This window comes from Microbacterium testaceum (assembly GCF_006539145.1).
GTDB classification, from domain to species: Bacteria; Actinomycetota; Actinomycetes; order Actinomycetales; family Microbacteriaceae; genus Microbacterium; species Microbacterium testaceum.
In genome coordinates this window covers 1-19,980 of record NZ_BJML01000015.1, presented here as the reverse complement: position 1 = coordinate 19,980, position 19,980 = coordinate 1, and the positions used below count along the sequence as shown (strand labels likewise).

18 protein-coding genes are annotated in these 19,980 nt (G+C 71.0%); 7 read left to right on the top strand and 11 right to left on the bottom strand.

What is annotated here, in order from left to right:
- Nucleotides 1–66 precede the first annotated feature (66 nt).
- The 4 genes from MTE01_RS15965 (at nt 67) to MTE01_RS15950 (ending at nt 4,527) form a co-directional block, all read left to right on the top strand.
- Entirely contained in the window at nt 67–915 is an 849-nt protein-coding gene (locus tag MTE01_RS15965; protein ID WP_103206989.1) for a sugar phosphate isomerase/epimerase family protein, read from the top strand.
- A 32-nt stretch (nt 916–947) separates the two neighbouring features.
- The gene (locus tag MTE01_RS15960; RefSeq protein WP_103207141.1) at nt 948–1,706 is read left to right on the top strand and encodes an SDR family NAD(P)-dependent oxidoreductase; all 759 of its coding nucleotides are present in this window, start codon (nt 948–950) and stop codon (nt 1,704–1,706) included.
- Between the two features lie 316 nt (nt 1,707–2,022).
- On the top strand, nt 2,023–3,399 hold the full coding sequence (locus MTE01_RS15955; RefSeq protein WP_141378344.1) for an amidohydrolase family protein: 1,377 nt from the start codon (nt 2,023–2,025) through the stop codon (nt 3,397–3,399).
- Nucleotides 3,400–3,732: 333 nt separating this feature from the next.
- On the top strand, nt 3,733–4,527 hold the full coding sequence (locus tag MTE01_RS15950) for an alpha/beta fold hydrolase (RefSeq protein WP_141378343.1): 795 nt from the start codon (nt 3,733–3,735) through the stop codon (nt 4,525–4,527).
- A 233-nt stretch (nt 4,528–4,760) separates the two neighbouring features.
- Here the strand turns inward: MTE01_RS15950 and MTE01_RS15945 are convergent, their stop codons facing one another.
- The 7 genes from MTE01_RS15945 to MTE01_RS15915 form a co-directional block, all read right to left on the bottom strand.
- Nucleotides 4,761–5,975 (bottom strand): MFS transporter, encoded by a 1,215-nt coding sequence (locus MTE01_RS15945; RefSeq protein ID WP_141378342.1) that lies wholly within the window; start codon nt 5,973–5,975, stop codon nt 4,761–4,763.
- A gap of 127 nt (nt 5,976–6,102) precedes the next feature.
- A complete protein-coding gene (locus MTE01_RS15940) occupies nt 6,103–6,882 on the bottom strand; it encodes a creatininase family protein (protein WP_141378341.1) in 780 nt (259 codons plus the stop codon).
- Nucleotides 6,879–8,210 (bottom strand): FAD-binding oxidoreductase, encoded by a 1,332-nt coding sequence (locus tag MTE01_RS15935; protein WP_103206984.1) that lies wholly within the window; start codon nt 8,208–8,210, stop codon nt 6,879–6,881. The genes MTE01_RS15940 and MTE01_RS15935 overlap by 4 nt, the downstream gene beginning before the upstream one ends.
- Nucleotides 8,211–8,300: 90 nt before the next feature.
- On the bottom strand, nt 8,301–9,479 hold the full coding sequence (locus MTE01_RS15930; RefSeq protein ID WP_141378340.1) for an ABC transporter substrate-binding protein: 1,179 nt from the start codon (nt 9,477–9,479) through the stop codon (nt 8,301–8,303).
- A 119-nt stretch (nt 9,480–9,598) separates the two neighbouring features.
- Entirely contained in the window at nt 9,599–10,489 is an 891-nt protein-coding gene (locus MTE01_RS15925; protein WP_103206982.1) for an ABC transporter permease, read from the bottom strand.
- Nucleotides 10,486–11,262: an ABC transporter ATP-binding protein gene (locus tag MTE01_RS15920; protein WP_170210730.1), complete on the bottom strand. Its 777-nt coding sequence runs from the start codon at nt 11,260–11,262 to the stop codon at nt 10,486–10,488. The genes MTE01_RS15925 and MTE01_RS15920 overlap by 4 nt, the downstream gene beginning before the upstream one ends.
- Nucleotides 11,259–12,518: an amidohydrolase family protein gene (locus MTE01_RS15915; protein ID WP_141378339.1), complete on the bottom strand. Its 1,260-nt coding sequence runs from the start codon at nt 12,516–12,518 to the stop codon at nt 11,259–11,261. Before MTE01_RS15915 ends, MTE01_RS15920 begins: the two co-directional genes overlap by 4 nt.
- 378 nt (nt 12,519–12,896) lie before the next feature.
- On the opposite strand from MTE01_RS15915, the gene MTE01_RS15910 reads away from it, so the two are divergent.
- Entirely contained in the window at nt 12,897–14,138 is a 1,242-nt protein-coding gene (locus MTE01_RS15910; protein ID WP_141378338.1) for an MFS transporter, read from the top strand.
- Nucleotides 14,139–14,158: 20 nt separating this feature from the next.
- Here MTE01_RS15910 and MTE01_RS15905 read toward each other — a convergent pair whose 3' ends face one another.
- Genes MTE01_RS15905 through MTE01_RS15890 form a run of 4 tightly spaced genes read right to left on the bottom strand, consistent with a single transcriptional unit; the run spans nt 14,159 to nt 17,989 of the window.
- The gene (locus MTE01_RS15905; protein ID WP_246078340.1) at nt 14,159–15,094 is read right to left on the bottom strand and encodes a PDR/VanB family oxidoreductase; all 936 of its coding nucleotides are present in this window, start codon (nt 15,092–15,094) and stop codon (nt 14,159–14,161) included.
- Between the two features lie 8 nt (nt 15,095–15,102).
- Nucleotides 15,103–15,729: a helix-turn-helix domain-containing protein gene (locus MTE01_RS15900; protein ID WP_103206979.1), complete on the bottom strand. Its 627-nt coding sequence runs from the start codon at nt 15,727–15,729 to the stop codon at nt 15,103–15,105.
- Nucleotides 15,726–17,024 carry an amidohydrolase family protein gene (locus MTE01_RS15895; protein WP_116238794.1) on the bottom strand — a complete coding sequence of 433 codons (1,299 nt, stop codon included), beginning with the start codon at nt 17,022–17,024 and terminating at the stop codon, nt 15,726–15,728. Before MTE01_RS15895 ends, MTE01_RS15900 begins: the two co-directional genes overlap by 4 nt.
- The gene (locus MTE01_RS15890; protein WP_141378336.1) at nt 17,021–17,989 is read right to left on the bottom strand and encodes an XdhC family protein; all 969 of its coding nucleotides are present in this window, start codon (nt 17,987–17,989) and stop codon (nt 17,021–17,023) included. The genes MTE01_RS15895 and MTE01_RS15890 overlap by 4 nt, the downstream gene beginning before the upstream one ends.
- Nucleotides 17,990–18,040: 51 nt before the next feature.
- Between MTE01_RS15890 and MTE01_RS15885 the strand changes: the two genes are divergently transcribed.
- Nucleotides 18,041–18,610, top strand: coding sequence for a nucleotidyltransferase family protein (locus MTE01_RS15885; protein ID WP_141378335.1), 570 nt, complete (start codon nt 18,041–18,043; stop codon nt 18,608–18,610).
- Nucleotides 18,611–18,825: 215 nt separating this feature from the next.
- Nucleotides 18,826–19,947: a multiple monosaccharide ABC transporter substrate-binding protein gene (gene chvE / locus MTE01_RS15880; RefSeq protein ID WP_103206976.1), complete on the top strand. Its 1,122-nt coding sequence runs from the start codon at nt 18,826–18,828 to the stop codon at nt 19,945–19,947.
- The last annotated feature ends 33 nt before the right edge of the window (nt 19,948–19,980 follow it).

The following is a 19,980-nucleotide window of genomic DNA, read 5'->3' as shown; positions in this document are numbered from 1 at the left end:
GTTAACAATAGAACAGATAGTGTCATCGTCAAGCCCGGATGGGCGTCACACTCGAGGAGGAGAACCGTGGCCGTCATCGACCCCCGCATCACGTGCTCGACCATCACGCTGCGCCACCTGCCACTCGCAGAGGCGCTCGCCGAGATCCGCGCCCGCGGCTTCGAGGGCATCGACCTCGGTGCCCTCCCCGGCGTCTGCGACCACGTGCCCTTCGAGCTGGACGAGGCGGCCGTGACCGCCGTGGCCGCCACCGTCGTGGCATCCGGTCTCCGCGTCCGGTCGGTGAACGCCGACGTGGGCGATCTCAACCACCCGGACTCCGGCGGGTCGGCCGCCCGCCGCGCCGCGCACGTCGACCGGCTGCTCGACCTGTGCGTCGCGATCGGGTCCGATGCGCTCGTGCTCCCCAACGGCGCGCAGGAGCACACCCCCGTCGTCGACCTCGACGCCGACCTCGACCTCGTCGCCGCGCGTCTCGTCGAGATCTCCGCGACCGCCCGCGCCCGCGGCGTCGAGCTGTGGGTCGAGGCACCGCACTTCTTCCGCCTCGCGTACGACCTCGACCGCGCGGGTGCCTTGCTCTCGCGTCTGCCCGCCGGGATCGGCGTCGTGCTCGACACCAGCCACATCGTCGCGGGAGGCGGCGATCCCCGCGACTTCCTCGACGCGCACGCCGCGCGCACGCGCCACGTGCACCTGCGCGACGCCGAGCCCGGGTACATCCATCACTCGATCGGCCGCGGACGGGTGGACTTCGCCGACCTCGCCGCCGCGCTCGCCGAGGTCGGCTACACCGGTGACCTCGCGCTCGAGCTCGAGACGCGCGATACCGCCGACGCCGATCGGGCGGATGCCGCCCGTGCCGCGGCCGAACACCTCAGCGCCCTGCTCGCCGCAGCGATCGTCCCCGTGTGACCAACGCCACCCGTTTCGAAGGAGAACACCCCATGTCCCAGCCCACCACCGCCGTCGTCACCGGCGCCGGCTCCCCCCGCGGTATCGGCCGCGCCACCGCTCGCGCGCTCGCCGCGACCGGCGCTCCCGTCGCCGTCATCGATCTGGATGCCGCCGCGGCCGAGGCCGTCGCTGCGGAACTCCGCGAGGAGTTCGGCGTCGAGGCGTTCGGCTACGGCGCCGACGTCACCGACGAGGCCGCGGTCGACGCTGTGGTCGCGCGCATCGAGAACGACCTCCCGCCCGTGGCATCCCTCGCCAACATCGCCGGGATCACCTCGCCCACGCGCTTCCTGCAGACGACGTTGGCCGAGTGGAACCGCGTCATGTCGATCAACGCCACGGGCACGTACGTCGTGACCAAGCGCATCGCCGCAGGCATGGCCGAACGGGGGTACGGCCGCATCGTCAACATGTCGTCGGTGTCGGCCATCCGCGGTGGCGGCGTCTTCGGCGGCGTGCCCTATTCGGCCGCGAAGGCCGCGATCCTCGGCTTCACCCGCGCCGTCGCGCGCGAGCTGGGACCGTCGGGTGTCACCGTGAACGCCGTCACCCCCGGCGTGGTGGCCACCGACATCCGCGCGGGTGCGACGAACGACGAACTCGAGGCGAAGCTCGCCGCGGACGTGCCGCTCGGACGTCAGGCGACGGCGGAAGACATCGCGAACCTCTTCGAGTTCCTGATGAGCGACCGGTCGGCCTACATCACCGGTGCGACCTACGACATCAACGGCGGCTCGCACATCTCCTGAGCCGCCCTGCCACGACGCCGCGCCCGCCCCTCGGGGCGGACGCGGCGTTCAGCGTGTGGGCGGTGCGCCGTCGTGCTCCGCCGGCACTCCGGTGCGCTCGGTCGGTCAGCCCGGGCCCACGCACTGCGCATGAGGGGGACGACGCTCTGCTCTGGCGCTGTGTTCGAGCGCCCTCGTCCCACTTGTGGCGGGTTGAGGGGCGCTCCGTCGGCCATTTGTGGGACATACACCGGCGTAAGGGGGACGAGGGTCCCCGCAAACAGCCCGCCCCACGCCCGGAACACCGCGGAAACACGCCATTGTTACCGTCATCAACATGTCGCTCCTGGTCACGAACGCGCGTCTCATCACGGTCCCTGCGGGCACCGACGACCCCGGCTACATCGAGCGCGGCTACATGCTCGTCGAGTCCGGTCGCATCACCGCCATCGGCTCCGGCGACCCCGCCCCCGGGGTGACCGCCGACGAGACGCTCGACGTCGACGGCAAGTTCGTCGCTCCCGGATTCGTCTCCTCGCACAGCCACCTGTTCACGAGCGGCTCGCGCGGACTCGGCGTCGACCAGACGCTCTACGGCTGGTGCACGTCGATGTTCAGCGTGCTCAACAACGCCTCGCCCGACCAGATCTACTGGGCGACGCTGCACGGCTCACTCGACTTCCTCGCCAACGGCGTGACCACCGCGTACAACTTCACCGACCCGCTCCTGCCGTGGGAGCCGATGGTCGACGGCAAGCGCGCCGACGGCGGCGGCATCCTGCGCGAGCATGCCTGGCACACCCGGCAGGCGGATGGATGCCTCGACGCGGGGCTCCGCTTCGTCGACTCGATCGCGTTGGATGCCACCGTCGGCACCGACGACGAGATCTTCGCCCGGTTCGAGGCCTCCCTCGACCACGTCCTCGCGATGGACCCCGACCTCGCCCTCGGGGCATCCATCATGGGGCAGGTGCAGTGGTCGACCCGGCCGGATGCCGCCGAGATCGAGGTCGCGGTCATGGACCGCTTCGGCGTCACGAACCAGGCGCACTTCCTCGAGACGTACGAGGCGATCGAGCATCAGCAGACGAAGTTCCAGCTGTACAAGAACGCCGGGGCGCTGCGCCCGGGCATGATGTTCGGCCACTTCATCCAGACGACGCCCGAGATCATCGCGGATGCCGCGGCGGGAGGCGCCAGCATGTCGTGGCAGCCCGCGTCGAACGGGCGTCTGGCCTCGGGTATCGCGCACGTGCCCGAGATGCTCGAGCAGGGGATGAGGGTCGGTATGGGCCTCGACGACCAGGCCTGCACCGACGTCGCCGACCCCTGGCAGAACATGCGTATGGGCATGTTCATGCAGCGCGCCCGCACCCACGACCCGCTGTCGATGATGCCCGAGCGGGTCCTGCGTCTGCACACCCTCGGGGGTGCGGAGATCATGGGCGTCGACGACCGCGTCGGCAGCCTCGAGGTCGGCAAGTTCGCCGACTTCGTGGTCGTGGATCCGCGCAAGCCCGACATCGGCCCGCTCTGGAACCCCGTGCGCAGCTACGTGCTCGCCTGCGGCCTGCGCAACCTGCAGCAGGTGTACGTCGGCGGCAAGCTCGTCAACGACCGGGGCGTCTCGACGAACCCGCTTGCCGAAGAGGCCACGCGCGTGCTGCACGAGGAGCTGCCCGCTCTGGCCGAGGAGTTCGGCGTCATCCTTTAGCCTGCGCCGACTCGCGCTGGCTCGTGCCGGTCCGCGACGGGCCGCCTCGCCGCGACGAACCATGCTGGCCGGGCCCCGACCGCGGCCGTCGGGCTCCGGCATCCGGGGTCTCTCTCGCCCACCCCGTCGAGTGTCTAGAACACGCCGCAGGGCGCGGGGCCCACCCCGCGTGTCCTGGACACTCAACGCTCCGCCGCACACTGAGTGTCCGAAACACCCGGACGCGATGCCGCGGTCGTCCGGGTTTCTTGGACACTCGACGTCCCGCTCACTCGGCGTCTCGCGGGCCGCGCGCCCCTCGCGCTCGCGCGGGGGCCGTGCGAGCCTGGACGCATGCGCCGACGCATCGCGGGTCTCGACGTCCACACCTCGCTCGACGACCTCGCCGGCCGCGACGTCCTCCTCTGGCACCACGGCTCCCCGCAGACCGGTGCCATTCTCGCGCCGGTGCAGGCCGTCGCCGATGCTCACGGCCTCGCCGTCGTCTCCGTCGCGCGCCCCGCCTACGCCGGGTCGCCCCGTCACCCCGGCCGGACCGTCGCCGACGTCGCCACGGGCCTCGTTCCCGTGCTCGACGCTCTGGGGGTGGCATCCGTCGTCTCGGTGGGTGCCTCCGGCGGCGGACCGCATGCCCTCGCGTGTGCAGCGGCCATGCCCGGTCTCATCCGCGCGGTCGTCACCTTCGCGAGCCCCGCACCGTTCTCGGGCGACGACTCCTGGTTCGAGCGCATGCGCGCCCCGGGCGGGCTGTGGGCCGCGGTCGAGGGCGAGGCGGCCCGCCGCCGGTTCGCCGAGACCGACGCGTTCGATGCGGAGCAGTTCGTGGATGTCGACTTCGCGGCGCTCGAAGGGGAGTGGGTCTCGCTCGGAGTCGATGCCGCCGCCGCGGAGGCGGAGGGCCCCGACGGGCTCATCGACGATGACCTCGCGTTCACGCGGCCGTGGGGCTTCGATCTCGCCGGGGTGTCGGCATCCGTCGTGCTGGTGCAGGGGGAGCGCGACCGCGTCATCCCTCCCGCTCACGCACGCAGGTTGAAGGCGGCCCTCCCTCACGCGACGCTCGACCTGCACCCCGCCGACGGTCACGTCTCGGTGCTGCGGCACCTGGGCGCCGCCCTCCGCCGTTGAGTGTCCAGGACACGCCGCTCCCGGGCGGACCGGAACGGCGTGTCTTGGACACTCGACAGTGTGTGCGGCGTCGTTGAGTGTCCGAAACACCCGGACGCGATGCCGCAGTCTTCCGGGTTTCTTGGACACTCAACCAACTCGACGCTCAACGTCGCGCTCGCCGAGCGTTCCGCTCACTCGGGAATCCGATCATCGGGCGGCCCGCGGGGCGGGCGCCCCACTCCCCGAGGGCGTCAGCGACGCCGCGCCACCCGCAGCAGCCCTTCGCCCGTTGCCGCGATCGCCGCGGCCATCGCCAGCGACACCGCGATGGTGACGAGGGCGGCCGCCGGGCCCGTGGCATCCAGAGCCGCCCCGGCGATCACCCCGCCGATCGGAACGCCGAGCGACATCGCGGCCGTCGGGTAGGCGAGGGTCTCGGTCACACGGCCCTCGGGAGCACGGGCCGAGGCGACCAGGATGCCGCTGACCATCACCGGCGAAACCGCCAGCCCGAGGAGCAGGATGACGCCGAAGAGCACCGGCACCGACCCCTGCGCGAACGGCAGGCCGACCGCGACGACGCCGGCCAGCGTCGCGAAGACGATGAACCGTGCGGCGGCGGACAGTTTCCAGGCCCGCGCGCCGGTGATCACCGAGCCGATCGCGATCGCTACGGCCAACGCGCTGAACGCCGGGCCCGCGAGCCACGGCCGCTCACGCAGTTCGGCCCAGCCGACCAGGCTCACGTCGAACGACCCGAAGACGCCGCCGAGGGCGACGCAGGCGATCGCGATCGGGACGACCCCCGCGGGCGGGAGCACCAGCCCGCGCCGGGGGTCGCGCGGGGCGGGCGCGGGTTGCGTGCCCCGCTGTGCCGCGAGCCACACCCCGCCGATGACCCCCAGCCCGAGCGACCCGAGCATCGCCACGGCCGGATCGATCGCGGCGGCGACCGCGGTGATCGCGGGCGGTCCGGCGATGAAGACCATCTGGTCGGCGATCGTCTCGAGCGCCAGGGCGGCATTGCGCTGCGACGGAGGGGCGAGCACCGTCCACCGCGCCCGTACGGCCGAGGTGAGGTCGGGCGTCGACGCCCCCGTGATGAACGCGGCGACGAGCCACGTCCAGAAGGGCGCCCCCGTCAGCACAAGGGCGAGGAACCCGGATGCCGCGAGCACGAGGCATCCGAGGGACGCCAGGATCACGCGCGACTGGCCGTGCCGATCCATGCGCGACGACCACAGCGGGGCCGCGATCGCCATGCCCCCGACCAGTGGTGCCACGACGAGCCCGGCCGAGGCGAAACTGCCGGTCGCGGCCGAGACGAGCAGGATGATGCCGAGCGAGAGGGTGGCCCGGGGGAACCGCGCGAGGATCCCGGCGGCGACGAACGTCCGCGCCCCGGGCAGGCGCAGCACCTGGCCGTAGGCCCCGACGCCCTGCGCCGGCTCGGCGGCGACGCTCACGCGCGCACCGCCGAGCCCGCGGCATCCCCTATCGCGTCCGCGTCGGCCGGTTCACCCAACCGACAGGATGGGCCAGACGCCGCAGATCCGGCGCCGAAACGCCGGATCTGCGGTACGGGGAACAGATTCACGCGGTGTAGTCGAATCGGCTGATCTCCTCGAGCGCTTCGACGACGAACGACACGCTGTCCTCGAACAGCTCCGCGCCGTGAGCGGCGTTCGCGCCGGTCGGGTCGCCGAGCACTCCCGTCGGCCCGAAGTCGTTCGACAGCCACCCGAAGGTCACGGGCTTGCCGTTGAAGCCGATGTGACGGAAGTCGCCGATGTGCGCCGGCACGGTCGCTTCGAATTTCGACGCGTCGACGAGCTCGGGCCTCAGATGCATGATCATGCTCGTCTCGCCGTGGCCGGCGTGAATGCCCGTGCCGTGCTCGTTCGGTCCGCCGTCGGTGCCGTCGAACGAGGGCACGCGCGCGGCCGGCATGAAGAACGTGCGCAGCCCGAATCGACGGCGCAGCTCGCGGTTGGCGACGTTGAGCAGGGCCACGTTCCCGCCGTGGCCGTTGAGGAACACGAGGGTCCGTGCACGGGTCGTGAGGATCGACCGGCCGATGTCGACGATGATCTGCAGCATCGTCTCGGGGGTGAGCCACAGCGTGCCCGGTGCCCAGGAGTGCTCGTCGGACTTCGTGATCGACAGGGTCGGCAGCTGCCAGACGTCGAGGCCCATGGCCGCAGCCCGCGCGACGGCGGCCGTCGCGGAGGCCTCGGCGACGATGGCATCCGTCGCCAACGGCAGGTGCGGTCCGTGGTGCTCGATCGCGCCCGTCGGCAGCACGACGATGGAGTTCTCGGTCAGTGCCTCGGCGGCGGCGGGGCCGCTCAGCTCGGCCAGCAGACGGGTCATGAGATGATCGCTCCCTTACGCGCTCCGGTGTAGTCGGGGTTGAGCTTGCCGGGGTTCAGCAAGCCGTTCGGGTCGGTGAGGGCGGCGGTCTCGGCGGTCTGCTCGACATTGAAGTCGACGTTCCACTGATGCGGATTGTGCACGCCGACGCCGATCGCGTTGAGCTCGGCGATGCCGCGGTAGACGTCCTCTTCACTCACGTAGGGCGCGGCGAGCATACCGATGGGGAACGCCTTCGTCGACTCGATGTGGAGCTTGCCGCCCGCGAACACCGACTCGACGGCCTCGATGTCGTCGGCCAGGGGAGCGCCGGCGACCTCGAGGTGGAACACCTCGTGCTCCTGGCTCTTCTGGTACCACTCGATCGGGTGGTTGTAGCTGAGCATCGACAGGCGGATGCTGGCCTGCGGGCCCTCGCGGACCGCCTCGACGCGGCCGCCCGCGCCCTCGATGATCGCGGTCACGGTGTCGACCTGGGTGGCATCCAGGATCACTCGAAGACTGGAACGCCCCTCGGGAATGGCCTCGTCGGCGGGGAGGGATGCCGAGATCTCGGGCCCGTCTCCCGACACCAAACGCGGCGAGGGGTCGAGATTGCCGATGGTCTGCACGACCGAGAGCGTCCCGCCGAAATCGGGGAAGCTCGCCCACAGCCCGCGCCATTCACGGAGCGGCTCGAGGCGGACGGTCGCGCGCACGATGACGCCGGCCGTGCCGTAGTTGTGCACGTACTTCTGCGCCTCGTCGCCCTCGACGTGGTGGATCTCGGCGCTGCCGTCGGCGTGCACGACGTCGAGAGCTGCGACAAACCCGCGGTCGTTGGAGCCGTGCTCGATCGACCCGGTGCCGCCGGAGCCGCCCGAGAGGAATCCGCCGATGGTCGACTGCGCGGTCGAGGGGTACATCCACAGGGCCTGGCCGCTCGCCCACGCGGCCTGCTCGAGCATGACCATCGGGGTGCCGGCCTCGGCGGTGATGAAGCCGTCGCCGACCTCGACGATCGCCTTCGCCCGCGTGGTGTCGATGACCAGGCCGCCCTGCATCGGGATGCCCTGACCGTAGTTTCCGGTGCCCTTGCCGCGGACGGTGATCGGAACACCGTGACGGGATGCCGCGGCGACGGCCGTGGCGATCTGCTCGGCGTCGGCGGCGAACACGACGAGGTCGGCGAGACCGAGGGGAAGCTTGGCGGCGATGATCGGCGACATCGGGGAGCCGTCGATGCTGGCGCGCTCGCGGACGCGGGGTTCGGTGCTGACGGACGCGGGGCCGAGCAGCTCGAGGAGTTCGTCTTCGAGGGAGAGGACGCGGGTGGAGGTGTCGCTCATGGGGTGTCTCCGGGTGGAACGAGGTGCGGGTGTGGGGGAGTCCGGACCGACCACGGCCCGGCCCGCGCGAGGCGGACCGGGCCGGAGCGATCAGAACGAGATGCTCTTGTCGATGAACTCGTTCGTGTAGAGGTCGCCGACGGTGTAGCCGGACGCTGGCGGGGTGCCGAGGTCGGTGTAGACCTTGCTCGCCTTGGTGAAGAAGTCCTCGAAGCGGCCGTCGTCGAAGTTGCCGTAGGTGGAGTCGGTGCCGTTGCCGACCAGGCCGAGCTCCTTCTGCGTCTTCACGGAGTAGTCGGCCACGCCCTGCGTGTAGGTCCAGCCGGTGGCGTACTCGTCGACGAGCTTGAGGATGAGGTCGTTCGCCGCGGACGGGTCCTTGTAGTACGCGACGCCCGCCTTCTGCAGCACGGGGACAAGCTTCGACAGGCACGGGGTCAGTTCGTCGAACTTGTCGGCCTTGACCGACACCGACGACTGGTAGGTCTGCCATCCGGCGTCGTGGATGAGCGCGAACTTGACGGGCTTGCCCCAGGCCGAGACCTCGTTCTGGTACACGTACGGTTCGGCCGACGCGAAGCCCTGCTGCATGTCCTTACCGCCCGCGGCGACGAAGTTCGACGGCGTGCCGTCGTACGAGCCGTCGAGGATGTCGGGTGAGGCGAGTCCCGAGCTCTTGAGGTATTCGATGTACGCCGAGCCGTCGAAGTAGCGCCATACGCCCTTGTTCTTCTCGAGCGCGGGCTTGATGTCCTGGATGGTCTGGACGTCGGGGTAGGTCGCCGGGTCCCACATGACCATCGTCGGGCTGATGTCGAGCGGGGCGAAGACGGCCTTGGTCGGGGTGGTGCTCGAGAGCTGGATCGCCTCGTCGGTGCTGACGTAGCCGAGGGTGATCGAGTCGTCCTGGTACATCTGGGCCGACACGGTCTGGAAGCCGATCGCGGGGCCGCCGGCACGGATCTCGAGGTTGACGCCGGTGTACTCGCCGTCGGACATCAGCGGGCCGGTGACCGCCTTGGTGTTGGCGTCGACGGTGTAGTTGTCCTTGATCATCTCGTAGAGGTGACCGTGCTCGGCCTCGGGGTTCCAGTCCGTCTGGATGACGACGGTGGAGGGGCAGTCGGCCGAGAGATCGACCGAGCCGATCTGCATATCGGCAGACGAAGGAGCGGTCTCCGCGGCACTGCCGGCGCAGGAGCTGAGAGTGAGGGCGATCGCGACGGCGCCGGTGACGGCGGTGCCGCGGAGGAGGGTGGAGCGCTGCATGCTGGTTCGCTTTCTGTGACGGGTGGAGCTCTCGGGTGCGGGTGTTTCGGGTACGCCGGATGCCGCCCCCGTGCGTTCGCGCGGGAGGAGCCGTGGCATCCGGAGGTCGGAGAGTCGGGTCAGAGGGTGCTGTCGTACCAGCGCCCCACGGCCACCTTCGACAGCCAGCCGAAGAAGGCGAAGATCGCAACTCCCAGGAGGCAGGCCGCGAGGATCGCCGCGAACAGCTCGGCGCTCTGCAGACGCGACTGGTAGTTGGCGATCAGCGAACCGATGCCCGGCTCGCCTCGACGGAAGAAGTAGTCACCGACGATCGCGCCGATGACCGAGAGCCCGGCCGAGGTGCGCATTCCCACGAAGATCGAGGGCAGCGCGGCGGGCAGGGTGAGCTTGGTGAGAACCGTCCACTTGTCGGCCTTCTGCAGGCGGAACAGCTCGCGCTGCGACTTGTCGACCGACTGCAGGCCGAAGAGCGTGTTCGACACCATCGGGAACAGCGAGATCAGCACGCAGACGATGACGCGGGCGAGGAACTCGTAGCCGAACCAGAAGCCGACCAGCGGCACGAGCGCGAGGATCGGGATGCACTGCAGCACCACCGCGTAGGCGTATGTGGAGCGCTCGACCCAGCGGGCGAGCGACATCGCGATGGCCCAGCCGATGCCGATGATCATCGCGATCCCGAGGCCCGCGAGGGCGACGCCGGTGGTGCGGAACAGGGCGACCCAGATGTCGCTGCTCACCTGCGGGTCGAAGAAGCCCGAGGTGAACATCTCGTGCGGCATGGGCATGAGGAAGCCCTTACCCGAGGCGCTGAGCGTGATCGAGATCGCGTACCAGATGCCCAGCAGCACGACGAGGACGCCGAGCGGGGGGCCGAGCAGGGCGGCCCGCGCACCGAACCCGCGGCGGGCCTTCGCCGCGCGGGGGCGGGGCGGCTCGATGGGCGGAGTGGATGCCGCGGACTCGGCCGTGTCGGAGACGACGGGCTCTGCGGAGGTGGTGCTCATGAGTGTCCTTCCCGGAGGGCGTGGGAGACCTCGCCGACGAGCTTCGCGAATTCGCCGGTGTAGCGGATCTCGGGATCGCGGGGCATGTCGAAGGGGACCTCGAAGGTGTCGACGAGGTGGCCGGGGCGACCCGACATCACGACGACCTTGGTGGAGAGGTAGACGGCCTCGGAGACCGAGTGGGTGATGAACAGTCCGCCGAACTTCTGCGCGACGAAGATCTTCAGCAGTTCGTCGTTCAGGCGTTCGCGGGTGATCTCGTCGAGGGCGCCGAACGGCTCGTCGAACAGGAACAGCTCGGGGTCGAGGGTCAGCGACCGCGCGAGCGAGGTGCGCATCTTCATACCGCCCGACATCTGCTTGGGCAGGTGCTTCTCGAAGCCGTTGAGGCCGACGAGGTCGATGGCCCACTGCGCCTTCGGTGCGCGCACGCGCTTGGGCTGCCAGTTGAGCTCGGCGAGCAGTTCGACGTTGGAGCGCACGTCGCGCCAGGGCAGCAGGGTCGCGTCTTGGAAGACGTAGCCGATGCGGTCGGTGGCCACGGTGGCGGTGCCTTCGCTCGCGGTCTCGAGACCCGAGGCGATGCGCAGGAGGGTCGACTTTCCGCAGCCGGAAGGGCCGACCACGCTGACGAACTCGCCGCGCCGAACGGTGAGGTCGACGCCGGAGAGGGCGGTGGTGCCGTTGGGGAACGTCATGGCGACGTTTCGGAAGTCCAGCAGCGGCGCGGTGGGGTCCGCGACGGATGCCGGGGCGGGAGAGGCCAGGGTCACGGGGCGCTCACTTTCCGTTCGGGGGCGGGGAGGAGGGTGGGAAGAGCGGTCTGGGTCGAGACGGTGGTGCGGCTGACGAGCCGGCCGCGGTGCAGCACGACGCGGTCGGCGCTGGCGAAGGCCACGGCGTCGCCGAGCGAGTCCGCTTTCACCGCCACGAGGTCGGCGCGGGCTCCGGCGACGGGCCCGGCGACCGGCAGTCCCATTACGTCGCGGGCGCCGACGGTGACGGCGTGCACGGCATCCGCGGGGGCGAGGTGGCCCGCGCTGACGAGCAGCGAAGCGGTCTCGAGGTGGTCGCAGCGACCCACCGGATTGAAGGGGTCGCGCACGTTGTCGGCACCCGCCGCGACGCGCACGCCGGCGTCTTTGAGCCGGCCGATCGGCGCGATCCCGCGCGGGACGGCGTGATCGGTTCCCCATCCCTGCAGGTACAGGTTGGTGATGGGGAGGGCGATGATGCCGATGTCGGCGGCGCGCACCTGGGCCGCGAGGCTCTCGAGAGCGGTCGCGGGCATCATGCTCAGGCGCACGCAGTGCCCCGCGGTGCGGGGGCGGTGCCAGCCGGTGACGGCCCGCGCGTACGCGGCGAGGGTATCCGCCCCGGCGAGGCTCTCGTCGGTGTGCAGGTCGAGTCCGACATCGCGGCGCCGAGCGAGCGCGATCAGACGCTCGAGGTCGGCGATCGGGTCGTCGGCGAGGTGCGGAGCCCCGCCCACGAGATCGATCCCGGCGTCGAGAGCGGCCTCGAACACCTCGTTGGGCACGGTGGGCCCGCCGAGGGCGACGAGCTCGAGGTCCATGATCCCCTCGAGCTCTGCGCGCAGCCGGACCAGAGCGCGCACGCCGGTCAGGGCGTCCTCGCCGCGCAGCAGATCCACGTGGGTGCGGATCGAGGTGATCCCGGATGCCAGCATCCGCAGCGCCGTGGCGCGGGCGCGCTCGAGCGTGTCTTCTTCGTCGAGGGTCGCGGCGAACGCGTGCCAGCTCTCGATCGCGCTCTCGAGGTCGCCGAACGGGGGGTCGATGGCATCCCAGGACTGGGACTTGTCGAGGTGCGCGTGCGGCTCCGCGCCCGCGGCCGTGACGAGGTAACCGTCGAGGCCGAGGATCTCGCCGTCGGTCTCGGGGAGGGGACTGCCGGCCGGCACCACCGCGAGCACCTCGTCGCCATCGATCGCGATGTCGACGAGCGCGCCCGAGGCGAGGCGCACACCGCGCAGAGCGGCGATGGAGACGGGTGGAGCGGCAGACACGAGGGCCTCCGGAGGAGTCGAGAAGACAAGCGTCGGGACGGGAGCCACGGCAACGGGGCGAGCCGCTCGAGGCGGCTGCGTCAGTGTTGGTGTGACCAACATCCGGCGATGTTCCGATGCTAGGAACCACGCGTTTCCGCTGTATTTCCCCCGCGTGACCCTCTCGACAAAGTTGTCCGACAGGCGGCGGTATCCGCGCGCGTGCGTGCGACGAGAACAGGGGATGTCGCGAGGACAGGCCGATTTCGGCTCGATCGGCCTGCTCTCGTCTCCTCTCCTGTTCTCGTCACCGTCGTCGCCACCGCGCGTTCGCGAGCGCGCCGGCGCGGATGACAGGATCGTTCCGGCGCTGGACGCCCCGACCCCCCGGAGATCGCCGTGCTCGTCACCCCCGCCCCGCCCCGTGCCGCCCGCACGCCGGTGCTGCTGGGCACGCAGCTGATGTTCAACGTCGGCTTCTTCGCGGTCGTCCCCTTCCTCGCCCTCGTGCTCACCGCCGACTTCGGGCTGACCGCCGCCGCGGTGGGCCTCATCCTGGGGGTGCGGACCTTCGCGCAGCAGGGCATGTTCCTCGTCGGAGGGGTGCTCGCCGACCGCTTCGGCGCGCGCCGCACGATCCTCACGGGATGTGCGGTGCGCGTGCTCGGCTTCGCCACCCTCGCCCTGTCGCTGCTCACGCCTGCTCCGCAGCTCGCCCTTTTCATCGCGGGGACCGTGCTGACGGGCCTGGGCGGCGCGCTCTTCTCGCCGGGAGTCAACATCCTCGTGGCGGATGCCGAGCAGCGCCGCGCCCCGGCCGGCGCGGGACACCGCGCCTCGCTGTTCGCATGGCTGAGTGTCGCGGGGGAGTTCGGGGCGGTGCTCGGCCCCCTCGTGGGTGCCGCCCTGCTGGGGTGGGGCTTCGTCGTCGTCGCGCTCGCCGGGGCGGCCCTCTTCGTGCTGATCGCGGTGTTCCTCGCGATCGCCCTACCGCGCCGGACGCCCGCGTCGACCGAGCGCGGGATCCACGGACGCTGGTGGTCCCTCCGCGACCGTCGCTTCGTCGCGTTCTCGGCCCTCCATGCGGCGGACCTGCTCGCCTTCAACCAGCTCTATCTCGCGCTCCCCCTCCAGCTCGCGCGCGCCGAGGCCGGCCCCGCGGTGGTCGCGGCGATGTTCGCGTGGGTCTCGGCCCTGACCCTCGTGCTGCAGCTGCCGGTCTCGCGCTGGTGTCATCGCGTGGGCGCGGCCCGCGCCCTGCGGGTCGGCTACGGGCTCTCGGCCGCGGGCTTCGTCGTGGTCGCCGCGAGTGCCGTTGTGCCTCTCGACGACCCCGTGCTCATCGCCGCGGTGTTCGCCGCCGCCGGGCTCGTCATCGTCGGGCACCTCACGACGAACCCCACCGCGCAGGGCCTCGTTCCCCGCTTCGCCGGGGCGCTGCCGACGGGATCGTTCTTCGGTCTGCTGTCGACGTGCGGGGGTATCGCCGTGCTCGTCGGCAACGTCGCGGTCGGCGCCCTGCTCGGCTGGACCGCCGTCCCCGTGGCGTGGGTGCTGCTCGCCGTTCCGCTCGTAGTCGCCGCCGTGTGGGCGCCTCGGGTCACGGCCTCCGCGGGTTCGGCCGACTCACTCTCGCGCTGACGACGCGCCGTCGAGAGTCGTCACAGCTCGAGCGTGATCCGCGGGCAGGCCGCGCGCGAGACGCACGGCATCATCGAGCGGTTGGCATCCTGCTCCTCGGGAGAGAGCACGGAGTCGCGGTGCTCGATGTCGCCGCCGACGACGGCCACTTCGCACGTTCCGCAGGTGCCCACGCGGCAGCTCGAGGGCACGACGATGCCCTGCTCCTCGATCACGTCGAGCACCGAGCGCTCCGGAGGCACCGTCACCGTCAGCCCCGACATCATCAGGTCGACCTCGAACGGCTCGGTCCAGACGGGCGGGCCGAGCACCTTCGCCTCGAACCGCTCGACGTGCAGGCTTCCGCGCGGCCACACCGACATCGTGGCATCCAGAGCCTCGAGGAGACGGGCGGGTCCGCACGCGTAGACGACCGTGCGAGCCACCGGTGTGCCGAGCCGATCGGGCAGATCGAGTCGTCGTCCCTCGTCGGCCGCGAACACCTCGACGCGCGAGCCGTGCTGCGCCTCGAGCTCGCTGACGAAGGCCATCGTCGTGCGCGATCGCCCGACGTAGAGCAGCGTCCACTCGGCCCCGGCCGCCGCGGCGGCCTCGATCATCGGCACGATCGGCGTGATGCCGATCCCGCCGGCGACGAACACGTACGACCGTCCCGCGGTGGGCGCGAACAGGAAGTGGTTCGCGGGGCCGCGCACGCGCAGAGTCGACCCGACCCGGGCGTTCTCGTGCAGCCACACCGATCCTTCGCGCTCGCGGAGGACCCCGATGCGCCACGTGCCGCGTTCGGTCGGCGAGCCGCAGAGCGAGTACTGCCGTTCGATTCCGCCGGGCAGGACCACGTCGATGTGCGCTCCGGGCGACCAGTGCGGCAGCGTCCCCGTCGCGCGCTCGAGGTCGAGCACGACGACGCCGTCCGCGGCATCCCGCCGCTCTCGGACAACCGCGTCGAATGTCACTCCCGCACTCACGTGTCCTCCTGTTCGACCGCGTCGTCGGCGCCGCCGCCGTGCACGAGCTCTTTCACGATGAGCAACCGGTACACGGAGCCGTCGGGCGAGTACCAGCGGTGCGGTGTGCCCGACCGGCAGTACACCGAGTCGCCGACCCGCAGGGTGCGCTCGCCGAAGCCGCCGAACGAGATGACGATCGAGCCCTCGAGAACCGTGAGGAACTCGTCCTCTTCGTGCACGTAGTGATCGCCAGGAGTCGGATTCGACCCCGTGAACTCGAGGGGCTCGAACCGCCGCGGGCCCTCGGCCAGCAGCCGGGCGGTTCCCTCGGCATAGGGGCCGATGACCCCCTCGTCGGCGGCCACGAACGAGGGCTCGGCGTCGTGGTCGGCGCGCGGCGGCTCCGACCCCGCGAGCAGCTCGACTCGGCTGGTGCCCAGCGCCCGGGCGAGCCGTTCGAGGCTCGCCATGCTCGGGCGCGCGAGACCGCGCTCCAATTGGCTGAGGAAAGGGTGCGACAGGGTCGCGGCCTCGGCGAGCTGGGTGAGGGTCAGCCCGCGCGCCTTGCGCAGCCCACGCAAGTGAGCGCCCAAGCGTTCGTCGCTGCTGGGGGTATCCATCACGGGGGCCATGGTGGTCATCGTTTCACCCTCTCGAACAATCGGGCGACGACCTCGCGTTCGTCGGCGCGGATCAGTCGGCCCTGATCGACGACGACGTGTCCGGCCACGAGGACGGTCCGCGGACGTCGGCCGGGTGCGGCCCACAGCAGTCCCGCCACGGGGTCGGCCACGCCGGCGTCGGCGACACCGGAGACGTCCCACAGGCACAGGTCCGCAGCCGACCCGGGGGTCAGACGCCCGAGCTCGGGGCGCCCGAGCCCGTCGGCCGATCCGGCGGTCGCCATCGTCAGGACGTCGGATGCCGGCAGCTGCGGCCCGACCAGCGCCGACACCTGCAGGGCAAGGCGCGCGTCGGCGAGCAGGTGCCCCGCGTCGTTGCTGCCCCCGCCGCTCGTACCGAGGCCGACGGCGACACCCGCGTCGAGCAGGCGCCGCACCGGCGCGACACCCCAGCCCATGGGCACGTCGCACCCGGGAGCATGGGTGGCCGAGACCCCGGATGCCGCGACTCGCGCGATCTCGTCGTCGGACACGTCGCACAGGTGGGCGAGGGTCACGTCGGGGGCGAGCCACCCCCACTCCTCGAGCAGATCGAGGGGGCGCTTCCCGTAGCGCGAGACGGCGATCTCGACGTCCACCACCTCGTTGGCCTGCGTGCGTCGGCGCAGGCCGTGGCGCTGGGCCACCTCGCCGAGCAGCGCGAACGTCTCGCGCGGGTCGCTGTGCACGCCGGCCGGTCCCACGGCGACCTGCAGCATCCCGTCGGCCGAGACACCGCCCGCGCGATTCGGGACGAGGGCCGAGACGATGTCCTCCGCCGATGCCGCCGCGGTCTGCGGGTCGTCGCGCGCCGCGCCGCGCACGAAGACGAGTCGCGCGCCGAGATCGGCCGCGGCGGTCGCCGCCGCGCGGGCCATCCCGACGGTGTCGGCGTCGGCGGGCCAGGTCAGGTGGTGGTCGGCGACGGTGGTCACCCCGCACAGCAGCGCTTCGGCGAGACCCGCTCGAGCGGCGAGACCGGTCAGTTCCGGGTCGACCCCCGCCGCGGTGTAGGCCGCCGCCATGGCGGGGAGCCATTCGCGCATCGGGATGCCGCGCGTGCCCGGCAGCGTGCGGAAGGCGGTCTGCAGCAGGTGGTGGTGGGCGTTGACCAATCCGGGCGTGACGACGCAGCCGGTGGCGTCGATGATCTCGGCGTCCGTCGTGTCGGCGCTCTCGACGACGACCCCGTCGGCGATCGTGACGTCTCCCTCGCGCACGCGCCCGGAGCCGTCGATCACCGCGATCGCGCCGCGGACGATGGTGACGCTCATGCGCTCCTCACAGCGCACGAGTCCCCGCCACTCGCGATCGCGTGCAGGCGGGGTCCGGCGGCCTCGCGCAGCGGTCGAGCGTCGGCGGCGTTCCGGGATGCCACGATCTCGGCGATCACCGACAGGGCCGTCTCCTCGGGGGAGCGGCCCCCGAGGTCGAGACCCAGAGGGGAGTGCAGGCGCGAGAGCTCGGCATCCGTCACTCCGGCGGCGCGCAGGAGCGCGGCTCGACGCGAGACGGTGGCGCGAGCGCCCATCGCCCCGACGAAACCGACCGGCAGGCGCAGCGCCGAGCGGATCGCGGGAACGTCGAGACGCTCGTCGTGGGTGAGCACGCACACGGCCGTGCGTGCGTCGGGGGAGGGGAGGGTATCGAGCACCTCGTGGGGTGCTCCGACGACCAGCTCGGCCGCGTCGGGGAAGCGGTCGTGGGTCACGAGGAGGGCCCAGTCGTCGCAGACGGTCACCGCGAAACCGGCGGCGGCTCCCAGTCGGCAGAGGGCGGCCGCGTGCTCCCCCGCGCCGAGGATGATCAGCCGCGGGGGAGCCGGTCGATGCAGCACGAGAGGCTCGTCCCCGCCGACGTCGAGGCGCAGCGTCGCATCGCGACGGTCTCGGGCCGCCTCCAGGGCGGGGCGGTGCGCGTCTTCGACGCGGTACGCGACGACGTCGACCGCGCCGCCGCACGCCAGACCGGCGGCGATCGGCGTGATCGCGTCGTCGTCGCCGAAACCGAAGCGCGCGCGACGGATGGTGCCGCTGCGCAGGACATCGAGACCGAGCATGACCGCGTCGTTCTCGACGCAGCCGCCCGAGATCGATCCGATCACCCGCGCATCTCTCGTGACGGCGAGGGTCGCGCCCACGCCGCGGGGTGCACTGCGCACGACCGCGGTGACCGTGACGGCCGCCACGGGCACGCCCGCGTCGAGCAGCGGCACCAGGTCGGGGGCCAGTTCGAGCATGGATGCGACCGTAATCGGGGCGTGTTTCGCGCACGCTACGCTGTCGTGACCATGCCCGCAGTCCCGCTCGGAACCGTGTCGGGCCTCGTCCTGGCCGCCGGGGCGGGGCGGCGGTTCGGTGGGCCCAAGGCCCTCGCCCGCACTCCCGCCGGCACGTCGTGGATCGCGCTCGCCGCCCGAGCACTGAGCGAGGGCGGATGCCACGACGTCACGGTCGTCCTCGGCGCCGAGGCGGACGCGGCGAGCGCCCTCGTCCCCACCGGCGTCTCGATCGTGCGAGCCGAGGATTGGGCGACGGGGGTCGCCGCCTCGCTGCGCGCGGGACTGGGGGCGATGGCATCCGGTCCGTCGATCTCGGTCGTGGTGCTGCCCGTCGACACTCCCGACGTTCCTCGCGCTGCCGTCGCGAGGGTTGCGCGTCGAGCGAGCGCGGACGCTCTCGTGCAGGCGACCTACGGCGGGGCGCCCGGTCACCCGGTGCTTCTCGGCCGCGATCACTGGGGGCCGGTGGCGGCCTCGATCCGGGGCGACATCGGCGCGCGCCCGTACCTCATCGCGCAGGACGCGCAGCTCGTCGAGTGCGGTGACCTGTGGTCTGGCGTCGACCACGACGAGCGCTGAGGGGCGCTCGCGCGCGACGTGTCACGGTCCGGTCACGGGCGCGGATGAATTTTGACGCGGCTATAGACAAAACCCCCTCCGGTGGATATTTTTTCGGAGCCGTCATAATTCGACGGACCAGAGTGCCGGGAACGAAGACGTACCCGATCCGACGCCGGGGAGGGCGCGGGTACGGATCGAAGGGTCCCTGCTGTTCAGAGAGGAACGCAGATCACATGCTGAAGAAAATCCTGACCGGTGCGGCCATCGCCGCACTCGCCGTGGGCCTCGGAGCGTGCAGCTCCACGCGCCCGGCGGACGGCGGTGGAGACGCCGCAGGTGGCGGATCGACCGAATGCAACGTCGGCATCGCCATGCCCACCCGCAGCCTCGAGCGTTGGATCAACGACGGCGAGCAGCTGCAGAAGAAGCTCCAGGATGCCGGGTGCACCGTCGACCTGCAGTACGCCGACAACAAGACCGACCAGCAGATCAGCCAGATCCAGAACCAGCTGTCGGGTGGCGCGAAGATCCTCGTCATCGCCGCGATCGACGGTTCGACCCTGGGCCCGGTGCTGCAGGAGGCCAAGTCGCAGAACGCCAAGGTCATCGCGTACGACCGTCTCATCAACGGCAGCGAGAACGTCGACTACTACGCCACGTTCGACAACTACAAAGTCGGAACGCTTCAGGGCCAGTACATCGAGTCGAAGCTGGGCCTGAAGGACGGCAAGGGCCCGTTCAACCTGGAGCCCTTCGCCGGAAGCCCCGACGACAACAACGCGAAGTTCTTCTTCGCCGGCGCGTGGGACGTGCTCAAGCCCTACATCGACAAGGGTCAGCTGGTCGTCCCCAGCGGCAAGTCGCCCGCCAACGACGACGCCTGGGCGTCGATCGGCATCCAGGGCTGGGCGTCCGACAAGGCGCAGTCCGAGATGGACAACCGTCTCTCGTCGTTCTACGGCAACGGCAAGAAGGTCAACGTGGTGCTCTCGCCCAACGACAGCCTCGCCATCGGTATCGAGGCGTCGCTGAAGTCGGCCGGATACACCCCCGGCGCCGACTACCCGATCATCACGGGTCAGGATGCCGACAAGGCCAACGTCAAGGCGATCCTCGACGGTGCGCAGGCGATGACGGTCTGGAAGGACACCCGTGCCCTCGGTGACCGGGTCTTCACGATGATCCAGGAGCTGAAGGACGGCAAGGAGGTCGAGGTCAACGACACCAAGACCTACGACAACGGCAAGAAGGTCGTCCCCTCGTACCTGCTGACCCCCGAGGTGGTCACCAAGGACGACGTGCAGTCGAAGCTCATCGACTCGGGCTTCCTGAAGGCGTCCGACGTCGGACTCTGATCCACCCGGCGGCGGGGCGGGTTCGCCCGCCCC

What these genes read in the sequence shown, in the direction of transcription:
- MTE01_RS15960 (WP_103207141.1), top strand. Translation starts at nt 948, where the DNA reads ATGTCCCAGCCCACCACCGCCGTCGTCACCGGCGCCGGCTCCCCCCGC.
- MTE01_RS15955 (WP_141378344.1), top strand. Translation starts at nt 2,023, where the DNA reads ATGTCGCTCCTGGTCACGAACGCGCGTCTCATCACGGTCCCTGCGGGC.
- MTE01_RS15950 (WP_141378343.1), top strand. Translation starts at nt 3,733, where the DNA reads ATGCGCCGACGCATCGCGGGTCTCGACGTCCACACCTCGCTCGACGAC.
- MTE01_RS15940 (WP_141378341.1), bottom strand. Translation starts at nt 6,882, where the DNA reads ATGACCCGTCTGCTGGCCGAGCTGAGCGGCCCCGCCGCCGCCGAGGCA.
- MTE01_RS15935 (WP_103206984.1), bottom strand. Translation starts at nt 8,210, where the DNA reads ATGAGCGACACCTCCACCCGCGTCCTCTCCCTCGAAGACGAACTCCTC.
- MTE01_RS15930 (WP_141378340.1), bottom strand. Translation starts at nt 9,479, where the DNA reads ATGCAGCGCTCCACCCTCCTCCGCGGCACCGCCGTCACCGGCGCCGTC.
- MTE01_RS15925 (WP_103206982.1), bottom strand. Translation starts at nt 10,489, where the DNA reads ATGAGCACCACCTCCGCAGAGCCCGTCGTCTCCGACACGGCCGAGTCC.
- MTE01_RS15900 (WP_103206979.1), bottom strand. Translation starts at nt 15,729, where the DNA reads ATGACCACCATGGCCCCCGTGATGGATACCCCCAGCAGCGACGAACGC.
- MTE01_RS15895 (WP_116238794.1), bottom strand. Translation starts at nt 17,024, where the DNA reads ATGAGCGTCACCATCGTCCGCGGCGCGATCGCGGTGATCGACGGCTCC.
- MTE01_RS15890 (WP_141378336.1), bottom strand. Translation starts at nt 17,989, where the DNA reads ATGCTCGAACTGGCCCCCGACCTGGTGCCGCTGCTCGACGCGGGCGTG.
- MTE01_RS15885 (WP_141378335.1), top strand. Translation starts at nt 18,041, where the DNA reads ATGCCCGCAGTCCCGCTCGGAACCGTGTCGGGCCTCGTCCTGGCCGCC.
- chvE (WP_103206976.1), top strand. Translation starts at nt 18,826, where the DNA reads ATGCTGAAGAAAATCCTGACCGGTGCGGCCATCGCCGCACTCGCCGTG.